This window comes from Alteromonas sp. MmMcT2-2 (genome assembly GCF_022348305.1).
In the GTDB taxonomy this organism is placed as follows: Bacteria; Pseudomonadota; Gammaproteobacteria; order Enterobacterales; family Alteromonadaceae; genus Alteromonas; species Alteromonas macleodii.
In genome coordinates, this window is the sequence record NZ_JAKRFA010000011.1 from 1 (window position 1) to 14,203 (window position 14,203).

A 14,203-nucleotide genomic window follows, 5' to 3' on the forward strand; every position below is an offset into this window, starting at 1 on the left:
CGCTTGGAATACATTCATTGCGGATGTTGAACGAGTCAAAAATCTCTGTTGGAGAGAGTGGATAAAGTTGGTCAATTAATTAATGCAATTGGTATTATTGTTTATAAACGCTTGGAATAAAGCGCTTATAAACAATAAGAGGTGTTTTTATTTCAGATTACGCTATTCGTATTCTAGAGGATCGACGGCGTTATTTTCCTTGAACGCCTCTAAGCGCTCTTCGCACGCACCGCATTTTCCGCATGCTTTTTCTCTGCCGTTGTAACAGGTCCACGTTTGGCCGTAATCCAGTCCCATTGACAGACCATCGGTCAAGATAGCGGTTTTGCTGTCGTCGATATAAGGCGTCATAATCGTAACCGGTGTATAATTCGCAATGCCGCACACATCATTCATTTTATGAACAAACTCAGGGCGGCAGTCTGGGTAAATGGCATGATCGCCAGAGTGAGCGCCATAGTATACTTCGTTAGCGTCTAAACTGACCGCGTAGCCAACGGCCAGCGATAACAAAATCATGTTGCGATTGGGCACCACGGTTTGTTTCATGCTTGGCTCTTCATAGTGGCCTTCTGGAACTTCGATATCTGAGGTTAACGCTGAACCCCCTATGAGCGTATTTATGGCGCTAATATCTACAATTTTGTGGGGAACGTTAAGCGAATTACACACGTTGGCAGCATAATCGAGTTCTTTCTTGTGGCGTTGTCCGTAGTTAAAGCTCAGTGCATGAACTTTTTTGCCTGCTTTTAGCGCCTTATGCAGCACTGTGAAGGAGTCCATGCCTCCTGAATAGATAACAACAACGTTTTCTGACATAGTTTTTCGAAGATTTAAGAAATTATGCCCGAATTTTATGTGATCCTTGGTAAAATCCCAACATACAATCGTTAAAGGGTGTCAAATTGTCTGTAATGTCCACATTAAACATCAATGAGATGTTTGAAACTATCCAGGGTGAAGGTGCTCACACTGGTATTCCCTCTATCTTTGTTCGTTTACAAGGCTGTCCTGTGGGCTGTCCATGGTGTGATACAAAACATACGTGGGAAATTAAGCCTGACTTGAGTGTGTCGCCACAAGCTGTGATCACAAAAGGCGAAGAGTCTGAAACCTATTTCATCTCCAGTGAGGAGGCTTTGCTGGCTGAGTTTGAGAAACAAGGCTATGTGGCAAAGCATGTGGTTATTACCGGCGGTGAGCCATGTATGTACGACCTACGTCCTCTGACGAGCCTACTTCACGACAACGGATACACAACACAAATAGAGACCAGCGGTACTTTTGAGGTACTTTGTAACACGCGTACGTATGTGACGGTTTCTCCTAAAATAAACATGAAAGGCGGATATGACGTCTTAGTAAGTGCCCTTGAAAGAGCGAATGAAATCAAGCACCCCATCGCAATGCAAAAGCATATTGACGAGCTTGATGCGCTGCTTGCTAATGTATCGTCATTAGACGGAAAACAGGTTTGTTTACAACCAATTAGCCAGCAAAAGAGAGCCACAGAACTTGCAGTGCGTACTTGTATTGAACGTAACTGGCGGCTATCTTTACAAACACATAAATACATTGGTATTGAATAAGTGTTTGAAACGCGCCGGCTTTGTGGCAAACACGTCTTGCGCTTAAGTAATCAAATTAACAAAGGACATAAAGAAGATGCATAGCTTTAATCTGCTAAAAAAAGCCGTGATAGCGGCCGTCGCTTTATGTTCTTTTACTGCTGCATCAATGGTTGAGGCCGCTACTTGGACAATCACTTATCCGCGTCCTATTGACGACTCAGATGCCCGTGCTCAATATCCGATAGCACTGCTTAAACTTGCGCTCGATAAAACCGGCGTAAATTATGAGCTACGCCCTTCTGATCGTATATTGCTGACGGGCAAAGCGATGCGTCAGCTACGTGAAAACAGAGAAGTTAACGTAGTATGGAGTATGACGGACAGCCAACGCGAAAAGGAATTGACCCCCATTCGTATTCCAATCGCAAAAGGGCTTATAGGTCTTCGTGTTTTCGTTATTAACGAAAATAAAAAGACGAAGTTCGATGATGTATTATCGCTGACTGACATGCGTAAACTTATACCCATTCAGGGTGAAGAATGGCCGGACACCAAAATTCTTCAAGCCAACGGGTTTAACGTGTTTACTGTGCCTGAGTTTCGCGAAGCGTATGACATGATTAAACAAGGTAAAGGAGACTTCTTTCCTCGTTCTGTTATGGAAGTGGACGCAGAGCTGGAGGTGGAAGGTCGTCGTAACAACCTTTACCTTGAGCCTTCAATGGCGCTGTATTACCCCACCGCTATGTATTACTTTGTAAGTTCAAGTAACAAGACGTTAGCGAATCTTATTGAAACAGGCCTTAACAGAGCCATTGAAGATGGCTCTTTTGATGCGTTATTTGAATCTACGTACGCCCCAATCTTAGCCTCTTTAGGAGTTAATGAGCGTAAAATTTTCACTCTCGAAAATCCGTTATTACCCATTGAGACCCCTCTTACTAATTCTGCTTTATGGTATAAACCAAAAACAGAAGCTTCAAAAGAATAAATAGACTATAAAAAACGCGGCTTAGGCCGCGTTTTTTTAAATGTTAGCTCTGCTTGTACGATTGTCTATTAAGACTCGCCAGCGTGGACGCCTTTCATCGAACGGCCAGAAGGATCTGCGTTGTTTTTAAAGCTCTCATCCCACTCAAGTGCTTCTGCTGTACTACACGCAATAGATTTACCGCCTGGCACACAGCGCGCTGCACTTTCTTGAGGAAAGTAGCTCTCGAAAATAGTGCGGTAGTAGTAGCCTTCTTTGGTGTCTGGTGTGTTAACTGGGAAGCGGAATTCCGCTGTTGCAAGTTGCTGATCAGTCACTTCGTTTTCAACGAAATCGCGAATTGAATCAATCCAAGAATAACCTACACCATCACCAAACTGCTCTTTTTGACGCCACAGTACTTCTGCTGGAAGGGTTTCGCCGTTATCAAACGCTTTACGAAGGATCCACTTCTCCATTTTTCCATCTAGACACATTTTGTCTTGTGGGTTTAAACGCATAGCTACGTCAATGAAGTTCTTATCTAAGAATGGTACACGAGCTTCTACACCCCATGCTGATGTGGCTTTGTTAGCACGCGCACAGTCAAACATATGTAGACGATCAAGTTTACGTACCGTTTCTTCGTGGAATTCTTTGGCGTTTGGCGCTTTATGGAAATATAGGTAACCACCAAAAATTTCGTCAGAACCTTCACCCGATAGCACCATTTTAATGCCCATCGCTTTAATCTTGCGTGTCATTAAGTACATTGGAGTAGCGGCGCGGATCGTTGTTGTATCGTAGGTTTCCAAGTGATAGATAACATCACGGATGGCATCTAAACCTTCTTGAATGGTAAAGTGAATTTCATGGTGTACGGTGCCAATCATGTCGGCCACTTTCTTCGCTGCCTTAAGGTCAGGTGCTCCTTCAAGACCTACAGCAAAACTGTGCAGGCGAGGCCACCATGCATCTGTCTTGTCTTCGTCTTCAACGCGCTTTGCAACGTACTGCGCAGCGACAGCTGAAACCAGTGAAGAGTCCAAACCGCCCGATAGAAGTACAGCGTAGGGAACGTCAGACATCATGTGTGACTTCACAGCTTTCTCGAATGCTACACGTAGCTCTTCTAGGTTGCTGGTGTTGTCTTTTACGTTGTCGTATTCCATCCAGTCGCGTTTGTAGTACTTGGTGATTTTACCTTCTTTGCTCCACAGGTAGTGGCCAGGAGGGAACTCACTGATTGTCTTACATACGCCTGCTAACGCTTTCATTTCAGATGAAACATAGAAGTTACCGTGTTCATCGTAACCGGTATAAAGCGGAATAATACCAATATGGTCGCGGGCAATAAGGTAAGCGTCTTGTTCTTCATCGTATAGAATGAACGCAAACATACCCTCTAGTTCATCGATAAAGTCGATGCCTTTTTGCTGAAAAAGCGGAAGAATAACTTCGCAATCAGAACGGGTTTTAAATGGGTACGGCTCATCTAGATTAGCAGCAAGTTGCTTGTGGTTGTAAATCTCGCCGTTAACGGCAAGAATTTGTTTATCGTTTTGGCTGATAAGAGGCTGCGCCCCTGTATCAACGTCGACAATCGCCAATCTTTCGTGACAAAGAATGGTATTGTCATTATTCCAGATACCCGACCAGTCAGGGCCACGGTGGCGCAAAAGTTTTGATAAATCGAGGGCTTGGGTTCTGAGTTCAGACACATCGGTTTTGATATCAAGGATACCGAAAATACCACACATATAACGGATTCTCTCTGTTCACTTGTTGAAAAAAATAATAGAAGTTTTTTCTGTCGGTACTCGCGTACGAGTGGGCGATGATTTGTTGTTATTCTTATTCGCGTGCCCCTGAATGTGCCAGTCTGACAGGAAATTGCAAGTACATTATGATGAGAAAATGGAAATTCTTATTCCATTTATCCCAAAATAGCCGTTTATTAACATTTTTATCCTAATTCCATGCAAAGGTAAGCTTATGAATGCGGTAAGCAGTGCTTAATATAGAGGGAAGTGAGTTCAAATATAGAGGGTAGTAAATTAATGCGGGTCATAAAAAAGGGTTTCAGGAAGAAACCCTTTATTAACGATAAAGAAGACGCGGCCTTCTTTGCGTTTTTACGTCAAAGTGTTTTAGTTTTGGCGCTGGAACTCGCTTGCTTCATTCCACTTCGGCCAAGCCTCTGCATTTGCAACACCTACACCCACATCAAACAGCATTTGCGTGTCTTGTACGATACCGCTTAAATCCCAATCGTCACGATACTGATCGCACACTTGGTGATAGCAGCCCGTAACAATGACATTCATACGTTTTCTGTATTTGGCTGTCTCTTCATCTGCTGGTTCATTTCCGCCTTCAGCGTACAGTGCTGGAACACCTTGCTTGGCAAAGCTGAAATGATCTGAGCGGTAGTAGTACCCAGCTTCTGGTCTGTCTTCCTGAGTCAGTGTACGGCCTTGCTTAGCCGCAGCGGCTTCAAGATAGTCTTCCATTTCTGACTTACCCATGCCTACAACGGCAACGTTTTTGGTTTTACCTAATACGTTCATTGCGTCCATGTTGATATTAGCAACCGTATTTTCAATCGGAATAACAGGATTGCTTGCATAATATTTACTGCCTAACAGCCCTTGCTCTTCAGCAGTTACTACTAAAAATGATACAGAGCGTTTTGGTGCAGGCGTCAACTCTGAGTATGCTTTGGCCATGGCTAGAATAGCCGCAGTGCCCGTCGCATTATCATGAGCGCCATTATAGATTTGGTCGCCTTCTTTGCTCTCGTCTTTACCTAAATGATCCCAATGTGCCGTGTAGATAATATGCTCATCAGGAAACTCTTCGCTCGGCAGAGTCGCGATAACGTTGTTGCTCTCTGACTTTTTGAAGGTGTTGTTAACCGTAACCGATGCTTTGATATCCATTGCTTTGTTGTAAGGACCTTGCATGGCGTTTGCTTTCTCTTGGTCAAAGTCGAGCCCTGCATCAGCAAACACTTTTTTCGCCGCATCTAACGTTAACCAACCTTCAACAGCCACACGACTTGCTCCTTTGTCGGCACTTACTAGGCCGTACTGCGGACCGCTCCAGCTGTTAGCAACAACTGACCAGCCGTAAGAGGCAGGGGCTGTTTCGTGAACAATAATGGCGCCAGCAGCGCCCTGACGGCTCGCTTCTTCATATTTGTAGCTCCAACGACCGTAGTAGGTCATCGTTGTGCCTTGAAACTTACCACTTTCTGGATTTTCAAATCCCGGGTCATTAATTAGCATGACGACGGTTTTGCCTTCAACATCTAACCCTTCGTAGTCGTTCCAGTCGTACTCTGGTGCATTCACACCATAGCCAACGAAGACTAATTCTGAATCTTCGAGCGACACTGAGCTCTGTTCTCGCTTAGAAGAGGCAACCATTTGCTCTTTATACGCGAAGTTATTGTCGCCAATAGTCATGGTCATATCTGGGTCAGCAGTAATTTCCATAAGGGCTACTTTTTGTAAAAAGCTATCCCCGTTACCCGGTTTAAGTCCCGCTTTGGTAAATTCACTAACCAAGTATTCAATGGTTTTCTTTTCGCCTTCAGTCGTCGGTAAACGGCCCTCAAACTCATCTGAAGACAGTACCTTTAATGGCTCGCGAATATCGGCGTCTGAAATATTGTTGTAAACACTGTCAAAGTTAGACGCCACAGGCATCTCTTTTTTCGCAGACTGATTTTGTGACGCGCTGTCGTTGTTAGGTGTGCAAGCACTTACGCCCAGAAGGGTAGGTACAAGCAATGGCAAAAACATTTTTTTCATTGTTAGTCTCTGTTTGCTCTACAATACTTGCTCAGTATAGAGAAAACCCCAGAGCGAACCAATAGTTGATATGCAATCAGACTCAATCCCTTTCTGTAAAGACTACTTAAAAAAACACGCAAGTTATCCTGTAACCATTCTTTTAGATGAACTCGGTTTAACGAGTCATAGTAAGTTTCCATCTCCTGATGTGCTTAATGAACTTACATCTAGATATCACAAGCAATGGACGGGGCCTGTATTTAAAGGACAGAGTCAGTTTTCAGAAGATGAACAGCGTTACTATGAAACGATTATTAGTGAAGATGGGGTTGTCCCTACCAGAGAGCAAAGCTGGCACGATTTGTTTAATGCACTGATCTGGCTGCAATTTCCCAAAACAAAATCCTTATTAAATGAACTGCATATAAGCGATATCGAGGCGTACGGCGTAAACCCTCGCACCGCACGTCGCAATCGGATTACCCACTTTGATGAATGTGGCGTGGTGCTAGCGATAGAAGAGCTCAGACCAAGTGGCGTTGAATCGCTAGAAGTTTTCCTACAGCAACTGGCCACCCATGAATGGGAACAGGTATTTCTAGCAAATCGAGGGCGTTGGCATGCTGAAGTAACGCCCTATGTATTTGGGCATGCGAATTTAGAAATGATGCTGAACCCGTTTATTGGGCTTACTGGAAAGTGGCTCGCGGTTTCAGTGCCTCAAGGATTTAGTGAGCTCGATAAATGGCAACAACGCGCCGTACTCGACGATGCAATGTCAGCCCGAATTTCAGCACTCGATGCTTTTCAGATCACACCGCTCTTAAAGCCCCTTCCTTTGTTAGGCGTGCCTTTATGGCATTCACCGCAGGATGCGAAGTTTTATCAAAATAAAGATTATTTCAGGCCGTTACGACAAGGGGCTAAGCCAACGAAACAGCTGCCGCTGTGGGTGTAATACCATATATGGTATAATGATACTTCGTGTGACGACAAAAGCGGCAATGATGCTATTCATGGGTAGTGAAAGAAATGAAAGGGTGCGTCTTTTTAAAGTAAGGCTGCGCGGCCAGTTTATAGAAACGCTGTACTAAAACACGGTAATCACAAACATTATATTCATAACTACTGTATTAATAGCACAGCGCACTTTTCGTATAGTGGGCGCGTTACATTCGCAAGGTTAATTAGAACAAGGCGAGGGCAATCAACCAGATGCCGTAGATAACAATATAAGGTGCACTTGCAATTAATGCCGCTTTTTTAAGAGAAAAGGCGGTCCATTGAGTAATGCCTACGGTGGCTAAATAAATGCCCCAGAATAGCTCTACCCTTAACGCCTGGCCGAAAGCGTACCAAGGCGAGTCCATCGGGATATTCGCAATATACCCAAGAGACGCTGGCGATAAAATTGATGGCGCTACTTGATGGTCGCCTGCGAACAACAGCAAAGCAACACCCACCAAACCAGTAAGCACATAAGGCATTGAAAGCCACCAAGCGAAACCATACCAGTCAGTAAAGCCATACACATGGCTGTCGTCAGAGCGGGTCATTAAATTCACGTACACGGCGTAAATGGCGTTTACGATAATAGGAATAAAAAAGGCACCTATAACCGATGACCAAAGCAATGCATCCCTGGTGAAGAAGGCCTTCATTTGCTCTTCTTCTGCCGGACTCATATCCCCTTGCGCGGCAATATTCATCTGAGCGAACCATTCAATGTCAACGAAGTTTACATACAAGTACTGGGAAACAAGCGAAATTGCCATGATCAAAATAAATGGCATCCAGCTCCAATTGTTGTTTTCACCTACTGCTTTAAATACGCCATTAGGCTTGAAGAAAATATCGTTACACGCTTGAAAGGGGTTCGTCACATTGTGCATCCCTTGCTCCTATTTCGTTTTTCTTATTACTCAGGCTCTGGGTAAAGCCATGAGTCATTGTTAGCTTGCCAACAGGCAGGCAATAAATTGAGTTATAGATTACTGTTGGCTACAGGTGTTGTACAGCACAACATCTTGATATTTGTAAGAGAAAATGAATGTATTGAAAGGTTATAAATAAAAAAAGGGAAGCGTTCGCTTCCCTTTACGTAATCCTACTGATTGCTGCTCTATCTTTGGTGATTTTCTATGTCCTCTCAAAACGCGCCGCAAAACCTTACAAATAAGTAATATTAAGCAGTGTCAAAACTATGGTGCTATACAACAGCGAAATAGGCAGTCCAATTTTTATAAAATGCGAAAATTTATAATTCGCCGCATTATAAACAAGCAAGTTGGTTTGATAGCCGAATGGTGAAATAAAGCTGGCACTTGCTGCAAATGCTACCGCTAATGCAAATGGCATTAGCGGTGCGCCAATGATTTGCACTAACCCGTAGGCAAACGGGAACATTAGTGCCGCAGCAGCGTTGTTGGTAACGAACTCTGTTAAAACCAGTGTTAGCAAGTAGATGACTAACAATGCTATGAACCAGTCAGTACCCGACAACACTGGCATAAGTGCCTCGGTGGTTATATTTATAACCCCTGAATTTTCTAATGCGGTTGCCAGGCTTAGCGCGCCCACAATCACTACAATCAAATTCAACGGTAAATTTCGCTTCATTTCGCCGTTTGACGTTACCCTTACGCCAATTAGCACAGCGGCTAAAAACAGCAGACCAATAGCCAGTGAAATGACATTAGTTGCAGCCAATAACACCGTGGAAAGGAAGCCGCCAAGGGTAATCCACTCTTGCTTGTTGGTTAGTGGGCGGGCGATTTTTTGCTCTGACAAAATAAAAAAGTTTTTATTTAAATTTTGACGAGTCGCAAAGTCTGGGCCTGTAGCTAAAAGTAAGAAGTCACCTGCTTGAAGCTTAATTTCTCCTAACTTGCCTGACAGCTGCTCTCCATCGCGGCGAATGGCTACAACAGCCGCATCAAACAGGGCTCTAAAGCCAAGTTTTTTAATGGTTTGCCCAATAACTTGAGCGCGATTGGCAACAACTACCTCGGTTAAGCTCTCACGCAATACCCCATCGGTCTCAGCAAACATGCTTAGCCCCTTTATGTGGCTAAGGTTATCAAGCTTTTGAACGTTGCCAGAGAAGATCAGTTTGTCGTTTTCCAGAATGACCAGGTCAGGCCCCACAGGAGATATCAGGTTGCCATTGCGCACCACTTCTACCAAAAAGAGTTCTGGTAAGTTACGTAAATGGTTTTGTTCTACGGTTTTGCCTATGAGTTCTGAACCAGACTCCACTTCGGCTTCAACCATATACTCGTGATAGTTGTTACTCTTATTGCCAATATGAGGTAGCAAAGGAAGTAGCAAAAACATGAGTAGACCACAGCTTAAACCCGCTACGGTGCCATAAAGTGTGAAGTCAAAAAAGTTAAAGCCTGGATGCCCGTGCTCTTGCAAAAAGCTGTCTACGATCAGGTTGGTAGACGTACCGATTAAGGTGACCGTACCGCCTAAAATAGCTGCGTATGAGAGCGGGATCAGTAATCGAGAGGCAGGATGATATTGGTTTTGCTTAATTGGACCAATAAGGCTTGCCACAATAGCAGTATTGTTCAAAAGCGCAGACGATAAAAAGGTCAGTGAAAACAAGCGCCAATAGGATTGAGTAAAGTTAGCACTTACTAGTTTCCTACCTAGGCGTTTTATTAACGCTGTTTTATCAATTGCACTGCTTACCAAAAGCAACAAAACAAGGGTAATAAGACCCTTGTTTGTTAAATTTAGCAAGATGTCATCAAGAGATAACTGCTGGGTAACCAGTAAAGCTAACACTGCACCAGAAAACACAGTGGAAGGGCGCTGATTGGTAAAGATCAGCGCGCATATCGTACCGGCAAATACTGCCAGTACGATGAACTGGGTCACATCCATATTGCTCCAGTCCTGCTTAAAGTTTACTGATATCCACAGAGTTCCAATGCGGGAAGTGCTTGCGTACTAGTGCATTGAATTCAAGCTCGAACTCAGAGAAGTTTGGTGAGGTATGCTGTGCGTCACCCGCAATTTCGTCAATGATCATACCTGCACCAACGGTTCCGTTGGTCAAGCGATCTATGACGATGAATGAACCGGTAGGGCGGTTGCGCTTATACGGGTCGCAGGCAACAGGTTGAGTAAACTTAACGTCTACTACACCAATCTCGTTAAGATTTAAGTGCATGGCATCCGTTTCTTCCAACGTGTTCACATCAATTTGATTATCGATATGAGCAACTACCCCTGGCGTTGATTTAGTCGCGAACTTAAACAAGTATTGCTTGTTTGGCATTAGCGGCTCTTCAGACATCCACACGAGGTGAGTTTTAAATTGCGTGTTAAGCAGTGGCAAGTTGTCTGATTTTACAATCATATCGCCACGAGAGATGTCAATTTCATCTTCTAGCGTTAACGTTACTGCTTGAGGTACATAAGCGCGCTCTTGGTCGCCTTCAAACGTAACGACTTGCTTCACCTTTGATTTCTTACCAGAAGGAAGTGCCGTTACTTCATCACCAGGTGCAACTTGGCCAGATACCACGGTACCCGCAAAGCCGCGGAAATCTAAGTTAGGACGGTTAACGTATTGTACAGGGAAGCGAAAATCTTCTAAGTTATCGTCTTCACCAATTTCAATGTTTTCCAACATTTCCATAAGTGGCGTGCCGTCAAACCATGGTGTCTTTTCGCTCTTACCTACTACGTTGTCGCCTTCAAGTGCTGAAATAGGTACGAACTGAATGTCAGGAATATCAAGCTGCTCAGCAAACTTCAGGTAGTCTTCCTGAATTTGCTTGTACACTTCTTCTGAATAGTCCATCAAGTCCATTTTGTTGATAGCAACAATAACGTGTTTTATACCTAGAAGAGAAACCAGGAACGAGTGACGTTTCGTTTGTACCTTAACGCCGCCGCGAGCATCAACAAGAATAATAGCAAGGTCGCATGTTGACGCACCGGTTACCATGTTACGAGTGTACTGCTCGTGCCCCGGAGTATCAGCGATAATAAACTTACGCTTGTCAGTAGAGAAGTAGCGATAGGCTACGTCGATAGTAATCCCTTGCTCACGCTCAGACTGAAGACCGTCTACAAGAAGGGCAAGGTCAACTTTCTCGCCGGTAGTGCCCACTTTTTTACTGTCTTTAGTGATAGCGGCAAGTTGGTCTTCATAAATCATTTTAGAATCGTGAAGTAAGCGACCAATAAGGGTACTTTTGCCGTCGTCTACGCTACCGCAGGTAAGGAAACGTAGCATGTCTTTCTTTTCGTGTTGCTCAAGGTAAGACAGTATATCCTGTCTTAATAATTCGTTTTCGTTGTTCATGTTATGCGCTCACAAGGAAAAAGGGGTTTAACACAGACTCTTTTTGGTTGTACGTAAGAGCGTCAGCGTTGTCATCTAATGGGTTTCCAGGGTCTAGTACGGTTACGTTTGCGCCTGCCGCTAATGCGACGGCGTGCGCTGCTCCCGTATCCCATTCAGATGTTGGGCCTAATCGAGGGTAAAGATGTGCTTCGCCCTCAGCCACCAAGCAAAGCTTCAGTGAGCTACCCATCGCCACAAGCTCGGTTTCACCTTTAAGCTGTGCCAATAAATTCTGAATTTCTGGGCTTTGGTGAGAACGACTACCTACCACTTTCCACACTTCGGCACCATCGTGCTTGCGCGCAGAAATAGCGGAAAATTCGCCATTTACTTCAGTCCACGCACCTTCACCAACAATACCTACATAGCTTTTGTTTAGTGCTGGCGCGTAAACCACACCCATGGTCGGTTTACCGTTTTCGATAAGTGCAATATTTACCGTAAACTCACCGTTTTTCTTAATAAACTCTTTAGTGCCGTCTAGCGGGTCTACCAGCCAGTATGACGACCACGTTTTGCGCTCTTCCCATGAAATATCTGCTGACTCTTCAGAAAGAATCGGTAGGTTAGATTCAGCTTCAAGGGCGTCAACGATTACGTTATGTGCGGCAAGGTCAGCTTCTGTTAGCGGGCTGGTATCCTGCTTTTCATAAATGGCGAAGTCTTTCTCGTAAATGGCCATTATCTTATCGCCGGCTTCTTTGGCGATAGCTAGCACTTTCTGTGCAAGACTATTTAAAGGCTGTGTCATTACACCAATCCCTTTTCTTGAAGCAAAGCATACAATCGCTCAGCGGTTTGCTCTGCTGGTTCATCCTGATAGGTTAAGTGTACTTCTGGCGCTTCAGGTGCTTCATAGGCTGAATCAATACCTGTGAAGTCCTTAATTTCACCGCTACGCGCTTTCTTGTATAGCCCTTTCGGGTCGCGTTTTTCACACACTTCAAGAGGTGTATCGACAAACACTTCTACAAACTCTCCGTCTTCCATTAAGCTGCGGCAATAATCGCGGTCGGCTTTGAAAGGCGAGATAAAAGCGGTAAGCACAATGGTACCGGCATCGACAAAAAGTTTTGCGACTTCGCTAATGCGGCGAATGTTTTCAACGCGATCTTTATCGCTGAAACCTAAATCGCCACACAGACCGTGGCGCACGTTGTCGCCGTCAAGCAGATAGGTGTGCTTGTTCTGCTCGTGAAGCTTTTTCTCAAGCAGGTTGGCTAATGTCGATTTACCAGAGCCGCTTAAACCCGTTAGCCAGAATACACGAGGCGTTTGACCAAGCTTTTCAGAGCGGGTGGTCTTGTTTACTTCGTGTTTATGCCAAACAACGTTGTCGGTGGCCATTAGAAGTACCCTTCCATTTTCTTCTTCTCCATAGAGCCTGCGCTGTCATGGTCGATAACTCGGCCCTGACGTTCAGACGTCTTGGTAAGCAGCATTTCTTGGATAACTTCAGGTAGGGTAGCTGCTTCTGATTCTACCGCACCGGTAAGTGGGTAACAGCCAAGAGTACGGAAACGCACAGAGCGCATCTCTGGTACTTCACCTTCTTCTAGCGGCATACGGTCGTCGTCAACCATAATAAGAACGCCGTCGCGCTCAACGACAGGGCGAGGCTTAGAAAGGTAAAGTTGCGGAATATCGATGTTTTCTAGGTAGATGTATTGCCAGATATCTAGCTCAGTCCAGTTAGACATTGGGAATACACGAATGCTTTCGCCTTTATTAACCTGAGAGTTATAAATATTCCAAAGCTCTGGACGCTGGTTTTTTGGGTCCCAGCGGTGGTTGCTGTCGCGGAATGAGTAAACACGTTCTTTGGCACGTGATTTTTCCTCGTCGCGTCGAGCGCCACCAAATGCAGCATCGAACTTATATTTGTTCAGTGCTTGTTTAAGTGCTTGGGTTTTCATGATGTCAGTATGTTTTGCTGAGCCGTGGCTAAATGGGCCAACACCAGCTTCAACACCTTCTTCATTGATGTGAACAAGCAAATCAAAACCGTGCTTCTTAGCTTGTTCGTCACGGAACTTAATCATTTCACCAAACTTCCACGTGGTATCTACGTGTAATAATGGGAAAGGAATTTTGCCGGGCGCGAACGCTTTACGGGCAAGGTGAAGCAGTACAGAAGAGTCTTTTCCTACAGAGTAAAGCATAACTGGGTTTTCAAACTCAGCAGCAACCTCACGGAAAATCTGGATACTCTCGGCTTCGAGTTGTTTCAAATGCGTTACAGACGGGATACTAGCAGTCATTTTGAAGTCCGAATTTTATGTTATATACAAAAAAGTTATATATGGGTTATTTTTCTGCATAGAACGATAACATATTTAATTTCAAAAGTAGTATGCGATTTTGCTATTTAAAATAGCTATCTTATTCCATTAAATAAAACTGTCATGCAATTGAAGCATAAGCCACTTTTTTCAAGGCCTATAAAAAGAAAAAAGCCCTGTTTAGTAATATAAACAGGGCTTGTTATTCACTT

Annotated in this window: 12 protein-coding genes; 3 read left to right on the forward strand and 9 right to left on the reverse strand. The window is 44.3% G+C overall.

Annotated features, from left to right (window positions below):
* Window positions 1-162: 162 nt before the first annotated feature.
* Window positions 163-819 carry a 7-cyano-7-deazaguanine synthase QueC gene (gene queC / locus MHM99_RS08615; protein WP_014975995.1) on the reverse strand — a complete coding sequence of 219 codons (657 nt, stop codon included), beginning with the start codon at window positions 817-819 and terminating at the stop codon, window positions 163-165.
* A gap of 95 nt (window positions 820-914) precedes the next feature.
* On the opposite strand from queC, the gene queE reads away from it, so the two are divergent.
* Complete coding sequence (gene queE / locus MHM99_RS08620; RefSeq protein WP_239219069.1) at window positions 915-1,589, forward strand: 7-carboxy-7-deazaguanine synthase QueE; 675 nt, start codon at window positions 915-917, stop codon at window positions 1,587-1,589.
* A 76-nt stretch (window positions 1,590-1,665) separates the two neighbouring features.
* Window positions 1,666-2,562, forward strand: coding sequence for an amino acid ABC transporter substrate-binding protein (locus tag MHM99_RS08625; protein WP_014975996.1), 897 nt, complete (start codon window positions 1,666-1,668; stop codon window positions 2,560-2,562).
* Between the two features lie 68 nt (window positions 2,563-2,630).
* Here the strand turns inward: MHM99_RS08625 and asnB are convergent, their stop codons facing one another.
* Together asnB and MHM99_RS08635 are read right to left on the reverse strand one after the other, a co-directional pair.
* Window positions 2,631-4,301 carry an asparagine synthase B gene (gene asnB / locus MHM99_RS08630; protein ID WP_014948790.1) on the reverse strand — a complete coding sequence of 557 codons (1,671 nt, stop codon included), beginning with the start codon at window positions 4,299-4,301 and terminating at the stop codon, window positions 2,631-2,633.
* Window positions 4,302-4,691: 390 nt separating this feature from the next.
* Window positions 4,692-6,359: a M28 family metallopeptidase gene (locus tag MHM99_RS08635; RefSeq protein WP_239218997.1), complete on the reverse strand. Its 1,668-nt coding sequence runs from the start codon at window positions 6,357-6,359 to the stop codon at window positions 4,692-4,694.
* Between the two features lie 70 nt (window positions 6,360-6,429).
* Here MHM99_RS08635 and MHM99_RS08640 point away from each other — a divergent pair, with 70 nt between their 5' ends.
* A complete protein-coding gene (locus tag MHM99_RS08640) occupies window positions 6,430-7,299 on the forward strand; it encodes a DUF3025 domain-containing protein (RefSeq protein WP_239218999.1) in 870 nt (289 codons plus the stop codon).
* A gap of 229 nt (window positions 7,300-7,528) precedes the next feature.
* On the opposite strand, the gene MHM99_RS08645 is transcribed toward MHM99_RS08640, so the two are convergent.
* The 6 genes from MHM99_RS08645 to cysD form a co-directional block, all read right to left on the reverse strand.
* Entirely contained in the window at window positions 7,529-8,233 is a 705-nt protein-coding gene (locus tag MHM99_RS08645; RefSeq protein WP_014948793.1) for a YIP1 family protein, read from the reverse strand.
* Window positions 8,234-8,510: 277 nt separating this feature from the next.
* A complete protein-coding gene (locus MHM99_RS08650) occupies window positions 8,511-10,235 on the reverse strand; it encodes an SLC13 family permease (protein WP_014948794.1) in 1,725 nt (574 codons plus the stop codon).
* Window positions 10,236-10,251: 16 nt separating this feature from the next.
* Window positions 10,252-11,667, reverse strand: a complete 1,416-nt coding sequence (cysN, locus tag MHM99_RS08655; RefSeq protein WP_014948795.1) for a sulfate adenylyltransferase subunit CysN — start codon at window positions 11,665-11,667, stop codon at window positions 10,252-10,254.
* Between the two features lies 1 nt (window position 11,668).
* The gene (cysQ, locus tag MHM99_RS08660; protein ID WP_049585840.1) at window positions 11,669-12,460 is read right to left on the reverse strand and encodes a 3'(2'),5'-bisphosphate nucleotidase CysQ; all 792 of its coding nucleotides are present in this window, start codon (window positions 12,458-12,460) and stop codon (window positions 11,669-11,671) included.
* Window positions 12,460-13,056, reverse strand: a complete 597-nt coding sequence (cysC, locus tag MHM99_RS08665) for an adenylyl-sulfate kinase (protein ID WP_049585841.1) — start codon at window positions 13,054-13,056, stop codon at window positions 12,460-12,462. The genes cysQ and cysC overlap by 1 nt, the downstream gene beginning before the upstream one ends.
* A complete protein-coding gene (gene cysD / locus MHM99_RS08670; protein WP_014948797.1) occupies window positions 13,056-13,970 on the reverse strand; it encodes a sulfate adenylyltransferase subunit CysD in 915 nt (304 codons plus the stop codon). The genes cysC and cysD overlap by 1 nt, the downstream gene beginning before the upstream one ends.
* Between the last annotated feature and the right edge of the window lie 233 nt (window positions 13,971-14,203).

Excerpts from the sequence above, each read along its gene's own strand:
- MHM99_RS08650 (WP_014948794.1), bottom strand. The coding sequence starts at position 10,235 with ATGGATGTGACCCAGTTCATCGTACTGGCAGTATTTGCCGGTACGATA.
- cysN (WP_014948795.1), bottom strand. The coding sequence starts at position 11,667 with ATGAACAACGAAAACGAATTATTAAGACAGGATATACTGTCTTACCTT.
- MHM99_RS08625 (WP_014975996.1), top strand. The coding sequence starts at position 1,666 with ATGCATAGCTTTAATCTGCTAAAAAAAGCCGTGATAGCGGCCGTCGCT.
- asnB (WP_014948790.1), bottom strand. The coding sequence starts at position 4,301 with ATGTGTGGTATTTTCGGTATCCTTGATATCAAAACCGATGTGTCTGAA.
- cysD (WP_014948797.1), bottom strand. The coding sequence starts at position 13,970 with ATGACTGCTAGTATCCCGTCTGTAACGCATTTGAAACAACTCGAAGCC.
- cysQ (WP_049585840.1), bottom strand. The coding sequence starts at position 12,460 with ATGACACAGCCTTTAAATAGTCTTGCACAGAAAGTGCTAGCTATCGCC.
- MHM99_RS08640 (WP_239218999.1), top strand. The coding sequence starts at position 6,430 with ATGCAATCAGACTCAATCCCTTTCTGTAAAGACTACTTAAAAAAACAC.
- queC (WP_014975995.1), bottom strand. The coding sequence starts at position 819 with ATGTCAGAAAACGTTGTTGTTATCTATTCAGGAGGCATGGACTCCTTC.
- MHM99_RS08645 (WP_014948793.1), bottom strand. The coding sequence starts at position 8,233 with ATGCACAATGTGACGAACCCCTTTCAAGCGTGTAACGATATTTTCTTC.
- queE (WP_239219069.1), top strand. The coding sequence starts at position 915 with ATGTCCACATTAAACATCAATGAGATGTTTGAAACTATCCAGGGTGAA.
- MHM99_RS08635 (WP_239218997.1), bottom strand. The coding sequence starts at position 6,359 with ATGAAAAAAATGTTTTTGCCATTGCTTGTACCTACCCTTCTGGGCGTA.
- cysC (WP_049585841.1), bottom strand. The coding sequence starts at position 13,056 with ATGGCCACCGACAACGTTGTTTGGCATAAACACGAAGTAAACAAGACC.